General features: G+C 39.0%; 4 protein-coding genes and 1 rRNA gene. 4 read left to right on the top strand and 1 reads right to left on the bottom strand.

Annotated elements, in window-relative coordinates:
• Positions 1 to 98 precede the first annotated feature (98 nt).
• The 4 genes from rrf (at position 99) to BO222_RS01045 (ending at position 4,191) form a co-directional block, all read left to right on the top strand.
• A 5S ribosomal RNA gene (gene rrf / locus BO222_RS01060) occupies positions 99 to 204 on the top strand.
• Positions 205 to 436: 232 nt separating this feature from the next.
• Positions 437 to 955: a hypothetical protein gene (locus BO222_RS01055; protein ID WP_075817600.1), complete on the top strand. Its 519-nt coding sequence runs from the start codon at positions 437 to 439 to the stop codon at positions 953 to 955.
• 237 nt (positions 956 to 1,192) lie between these two features.
• Entirely contained in the window at positions 1,193 to 1,906 is a 714-nt protein-coding gene (locus tag BO222_RS01050; protein WP_075817598.1) for a response regulator transcription factor, read from the top strand.
• Positions 1,903 to 4,191 (top strand): sensor histidine kinase, encoded by a 2,289-nt coding sequence (locus tag BO222_RS01045; RefSeq protein ID WP_075817596.1) that lies wholly within the window; start codon positions 1,903 to 1,905, stop codon positions 4,189 to 4,191. The genes BO222_RS01050 and BO222_RS01045 overlap by 4 nt, the downstream gene beginning before the upstream one ends.
• A 399-nt stretch (positions 4,192 to 4,590) precedes the next feature.
• Here the strand turns inward: BO222_RS01045 and BO222_RS01040 are convergent, their stop codons facing one another.
• Complete coding sequence (locus BO222_RS01040; RefSeq protein ID WP_075817594.1) at positions 4,591 to 5,259, bottom strand: hypothetical protein; 669 nt, start codon at positions 5,257 to 5,259, stop codon at positions 4,591 to 4,593.
• Positions 5,260 to 6,354 lie beyond the last annotated feature (1,095 nt).

Below are 6,354 nucleotides of genomic sequence, written 5' to 3'. Positions count from 1 at the left end.
TCGAGGGCTTGATCGAAGCAAGCTAAGTGTAGAACATAAAGAACAAAGACAACAGACAAGAAGGATGTCGCTGATGTTTGGTTTTGAAAGATCCAAGGTGTGGTCTTGATGGCAGAATGGAAATACCTGGTTACATTCCGCACCCAGCAGTCAAGCATTCTAACGGCGACGATAGTGAACAGCGAAAATAGCAAGAGGCCATGCAAACAGAAAGCCGATCTGAGTGAGCAATCACTTCGGATCGGCTTTTCTTTATATCTGCAGATAGATAGCAAACTATGTAATTCTTGCCAGACAATCAAAGTTATTGAAAATCGATAGATTTTCTTAAAATTCAAGAATCAAAACTTTCGAAATGTTTTCTAGCTTCTTTATGAAATAAACCGCTTGTTTTTGAATCGTCAGAGTAATCTAAATGACGAAAGGAATTAACCTTATGACTATTCTAAAAAAGTTTCCAAAAACAATTGCTTTAGCGGCTGCTTATTTTCTTGGAGGAGCCATATTGTTGTGGGCGATTACCCAATACACTTTACCAGCTTCAGCTTTGGCCTTGAGCTGGATGATTTTTTGTACGACGATTCCGATGCTGACATCCTGTAAGTCCAGACAGTGGGTTCTGCTTTTCAGTGCGATGTTTGGCATTGTATTAGCCAGAGATTTTAATGCCCCTTTAGAATCCCTTGGAATGTTCGATTTTGCTGGTGCAATGATCATTTTATTTATTGCAGCGAAGACTGCAGCAGGACACAGCGAGCGTTCGGTCTTTGTTCGATGGTTTATCGCCTTGATTTTCCTGATCATCATATTAGTAGAAATGTCTGCAGGCAGAATGATTTCACTGATTCTTCTTGCTCTTTGCGTATTTATGCAGGAACAGGCAGCTGGTGTGATTCAAAACCGTCTGCGTTCAAGAGCAAGAAAAGCTTCTTCTGGATTACAGATCGCAAAGTAAGCAATCAGTCAGTGCAGTCTACAAAAGCAAAACGAATCCGTTTCTAGCGAAATCAATTTGCTGTTGATTTCAATTTTTTCACAATCGATAATAGAATTAGTGCCGCCTGGTCATTAGGCGGCTTTTTACAAGACCGAAAAGAGTTTTGTAATAGTAAAAATAAATATAAAGTTAGAAAAAATAGATTATGCAACACAGTAAGACAAAATAATTTGAAAAAAGGAGGATCCAATTGAAATGGAACATACAATTTTAGTCGCTGAAGACGAACCTGGTATTCGTGAGGCTATAGGTATTTATCTTAGGAGTCAGGGATATACCGTTCTGCAGGCAGAAAATGGAATTCAGGGATTGCATTTGATTCGTGAAAATGATGTTCACCTTGCAGTTGTAGATATCATGATGCCTGAAATGGATGGAATTACTATGGTCACTGAACTGCGTAAGAATTATGACTTTCCAGTCATCTTCTTAAGCGCAAAATCTGAAGAGCTTGATAAGATTAATGGTCTGATGATTGGAGCCGATGATTATCTGACGAAGCCATTTGCTTCAATGGAACTTGTGGCCAGAGTCAGAGCAAATCTTCGTCGTTATGAACAAATTTTAGAGTTAAAGAATACAACTCCTGATCTTCCTCAGTCCGTCTATCGAAATGGGGGCCTGGAGCTGAATACGATGACGAAGGAAGTGACAGTAGACGGCAGAAGTGTTCATTTAACTCCAAAGGAATTTCAGATTCTTGAATTGTTTATGAAACATCCAGAACAGGTGTTCTCGGCTGCTCAGATCTATGAAGCCATCTGGATGGAAGAAGCGATTTCAACAGAAACAATCACGGTCCATATCCGTAAGCTGCGCGAGAAAATTGAAGAGAATCCAAAAAAGCCTGTATATATTCAGGTTGTCTGGGGATTAGGTTATAAGCTTCGCAAAGGAGAATCCCGTTGAATCACAAACAGGAAAAATACAGATTTTCCTTTATGCTCGCTATGGCTATTACGATATTGGTTGTAGCGTTCTTTCCACAGATCAGTAAGCTGACAATCTATACCCAGACTCAGAAAAAGCATCTTTTGCAGAATATCAGCCGGAATCTTGAGATTACCGCGATTGAACAAGCTCGAATTGTTGACCCGAATTACGAATGGATTCGATATGTTGATGATCTTTCCCCGGAAATTCAGAATGCATTAAAGGAAAATGCCCTCAGTTCTCAGCTCAACAGCGGTAACTCACTGACGAATGATTCCAATCTGATCTGGGAAGTATCCTATAAGGGAAAATCATTTTTCCATAATTATCCCGAAAATTTAAATCTGGACGATATTATGCTGGATATTACGTTCAGTTCCGATGGCAACCGTGCTTTTGTTTCAAGCTCAACGGTCCTACCTTCACTGGCATTGTTCAACGTTCAAACCAGGGGAATCGTCAATCCCAACCTTGTAAACTCAGAAGTTGCAGGATCCAACGAATTTTATTACAACGTGGTCCTGCCCAAAGATTTCACCATCCGTTTTATGGTCCCCGAACACCTGCAGGCTAACGGAGGAATTATTGCTCAGCAGGCAAGTTATCTTGAAGAAGGACGTTTTGTTTTCTTTATGGGCGTGAGCGTTTTTATCTGTATGCTCATTGTCCTGATTGCAAATATTAAGCTGGAGAAAAAATCATGGTTGTTTTCCAGAATGATCCGAATCAAGGCGTTGTTTGTCTGGATAGGTCTTCCTTTGGCCATCTTTCTTTTAACTGGAACAGTCTATATGGTGACGACTGCACTCGTTTCAGGGGTTCTCAATGAATTTTTCAGATCCCTTGGCTTTTCGGTTTTGCAGTCCAGGATCAGTGCCAATCTGACTGGATTTGTCATTTGGTGGGTTTGGCTTTATTGTTCAAGCCTGGGTATTCTGTATATTAAATACATTTTCAGATGCGGATTTCGAAGATATCTCCTGGAAGATACTCTGACAGCCAGCCTGCTCAAGAAAGCTGAAATATCATTAACAGAACAATCATCCAAGCCTCTTGAACGATGGCTGCTTCGAAAAGTCATTTCGATTTATGTGATCGTGATTCTGTTTGTGATTATCTCCTGCTTTATCACCTACCACCTATTTGGGCCAGTTCCGGTTTTTCTTTTATTTACTGCTGAATGCATTGCCATTGGGGTATTGATCTATCGAATGCTGTATCTGATGCGCAGTGATTATGAATCGACTTTAGCTGCAGCCAATGAGCTGATTGCTGGAAACTTTTCTTATATTCAGCCAAAGTCCGCAGGAATGTATCAGTCTTTATACAATTCGCTGGTTGATGTAAAGAATGAATTTCAGAAAGCGTTAAGGGATGGACTGCATTCACAGAATATGAAAACACAGCTGATCTCCAATGTATCTCATGACCTGAAAACTCCGGTTACGGGCATTAAGAGTTATGCTGAACTGATTGGAATGTCTGACAATATTGAAGATATTCACAATTATGCCCATCATCTCGATAATTACACCAATCGTCTTTCCCGATTGATTACTGACCTTTTTGATGTAGCGAGAGCCAGCAGTGGCGACATACAGCTCACCACTGCAAGAATTGATTTGTCTGCATTGATGGAGCAGGTCGCAATGGAATGGGATGAAGAGTTCGAAAAGAAGGAAATGAAGCTGATTTTAAAGCTTCAGCCGGAATGTATGGTTGTTGTAGATCCGGATAAAACAGTTCGAATGATCGAAAATCTGTTTTCTAATATTCGCAAATATGGTCTTTCTAAAACACGTATTTTTGTCAGTACGATCTGTGAATCGGATGAGGTTATTTTGAAGATCAAAAATGTATCGAAAACTGCTCTCGATTTTTCTCCAGAAGAAATTACAGAACGATTTGTTCGTGGAGATAAATCAAGACATGAACCAGGCGCAGGTCTCGGCCTTGCGATTGTTAAAAGTTTTGCAGAAGTCCAGAATGGATCATTTACGATTGATATCGATGGAGACATTTTCACAGCAATTCTGGCTTTTCCAAAATCTGAAAAAGAGAAGAGCAGCGAAAATGATTTAGGATCGAATGATGAAGCTGGAAATATTCAGGGGCAGGATCAACCGGGGTTAAGCTCAAAAGGCACTGTTGGTAAGGCTGTAGATAAAATACTTCATACGGTTAAGGCCGCCGTCAAAACTGAAATCCAATCCAAACAGGAACTGGATAGTGAAGAATCACATACAATGGATCTGCCTTAACCCGCGTCGACGGTTCATCTGGATTTAAGCAAACCGACTTTACCTGATGGCTCATTACCTTCTGTTAATTCGGAAACATCTGCTGGATCTGAGACTGAATAAATTCTCAATCAGCTGATTCCTGATACAGGAATGACTAAAAAGAAACAAAGAAATACGAATACGAAAATCGTATTATGATGAAGGACATTACAAAACTGATCAACGGTTTTGTAATGTCCTTTTCTCTATTCGAATGTCTGCTCGAGAATAACTGCGAATTCGAATCCATGTTTATAAACTTAGCTGCATTGAATAAATCGGCAAGTCAGATCTGGATCATTGGTTAATCTGAGCAAGTTCAGGAAATAGAGTGATAGATATTCCGATTCAGATAAAGAAAAAGCACTCCAGCAGAATTTACTGGAATGCTCTGGGATCTGATATCCATTTCTTATGGATTCGATCATCAAGTTGGATGGGAAGGATACTGAGGGATTCAAGACGTTCTAAAAAAATCTTTGAATCCCGGAAATTCAGCGGAATGATCAATTTATGAACAACCGAAGGAAACGGACGAAATCGCTGTGCATACTCAATCCGAAAATCACCATCGATAATCAGACAGTTGTGGTATGGGTTAAGCAATAATTTTCGAATGCCATGAATCGGTAAAGTCAGGACAAAATTTTGCTTTGGATCCCATTCTGGCTTAAGACTAAAGGAAACATTTAAAGTTGGAGTCTCATCAGATTCTTCAATTCGAATTCTTTCGTGATAAACGTGAGAATCAGCAGAATCAATCAGACCGTTGTCGCGGCTGAGCAGGTAATAGGAAATCAGAATGGTCAGACTGGCACAAAAAGCAAAGAAAATCAGTGAGGACATATACACTTTCCAATCGGAAGGAGAATAGTGATAGGCACTGATCGAGAAAATCCAGAGCAAGGTAAGTCCGAAGCTGGTTTCAAACATTCTGCGTCCTAAGCTTTTTCGATCTGCTTCATCTGAATAAAATGGATTTTCGATTAATGCATCCTGCAAAGGAGTAGTGAATTCCTGAGAATTGAGAATGTATTCGCTGTTCATAACTGACCTCCTTTCCAGATACTAAACTTTATCAATGAGTTAAAATGTATAGTCAATCATGAAATTATTGTTCAATTAAATTTAAAGTTTGGGAAAATTTATGAAATCTTTATGTTGTATGAAATATCTTTATCGCAAATTAATTTTAATTCAGATTAAAATGCCCAAAAATTCATATTCATGACATAAAATATGACAGATAGGCTATGAATAGGATAGTCTGAAGAAGAAAATTGAAAGAATGGTCTCAAAACGAATAAGAATACCTTTAGACGAAAGCGGTTTACTGAATCGCCTGCTTCAAATCAGAAATCAGTTTGTATGAAATCAGGATCTTTTTAACATCGATATTCATTGGAATTTACCAAACCGGACAGAATAATGTCCAAACTGGACAAACTCAGTTGAATCACTTTTATGCAAAAAAGCAGATGCTATTATGGCATCACAAAAGATAACTGATCTGAAAACAGCTGCCGAAAAAATTCGTTTTTTAATCAGAAAAAAGAATAAGGAAGCTGGTTTATAAAGGCACTCAGAAGGAGCGCCTAACGGAAGCCGGATCACTACTGATATTTTGAAATATTCAGCGATCATTAAGAGGTGGAAATACCAGCCGAAAAATGGAGCTCTTTATAGAGTCTCCAAGGAAGCAGAATTCAGAGAAAATTTGAAAACCATTCGCACAGATTCAGGACGCGAATGGTTTTTTTAGGTCATACTTAGTCAGAATGATCTGATGTCCCTTATTCGTTTATTCAGTTAATAGCTGAATACATAACGCATGGTTAAAAACATCAAGATGCTTATACGATATAGACAGAATATGTTTGTAATCTTTTCTATGTAATAAATACCAATGTCGTTAAGTTAAGGAGTGTCTTCCATGCGGAATTCGCTCCTCGTTTTTTTGATTTTTAACACAAGCAGTGGAGTTGCTCCAAAAGTTTATAAATTATCCGAATATGGCACTTGACAGACCGAAGCTCGGAACTAATCCATAATCCGAAGGATTTCGGAGGTGGTTATTTTGACCCATTCGAAATCCCCTAAACAGTATCGCCAAATCTTCTATTCTTACCTGGACGGTCTGGC

Source organism: Ileibacterium valens, from assembly GCF_001945525.1.
Lineage (GTDB): Bacteria > Bacillota_I > Bacilli_A > Erysipelotrichales > Erysipelotrichaceae > Ileibacterium > Ileibacterium valens.
The sequence above is the reverse complement of the archived record's forward strand: the minus strand, read 5'-3'. Positions and strand labels throughout refer to the sequence as shown.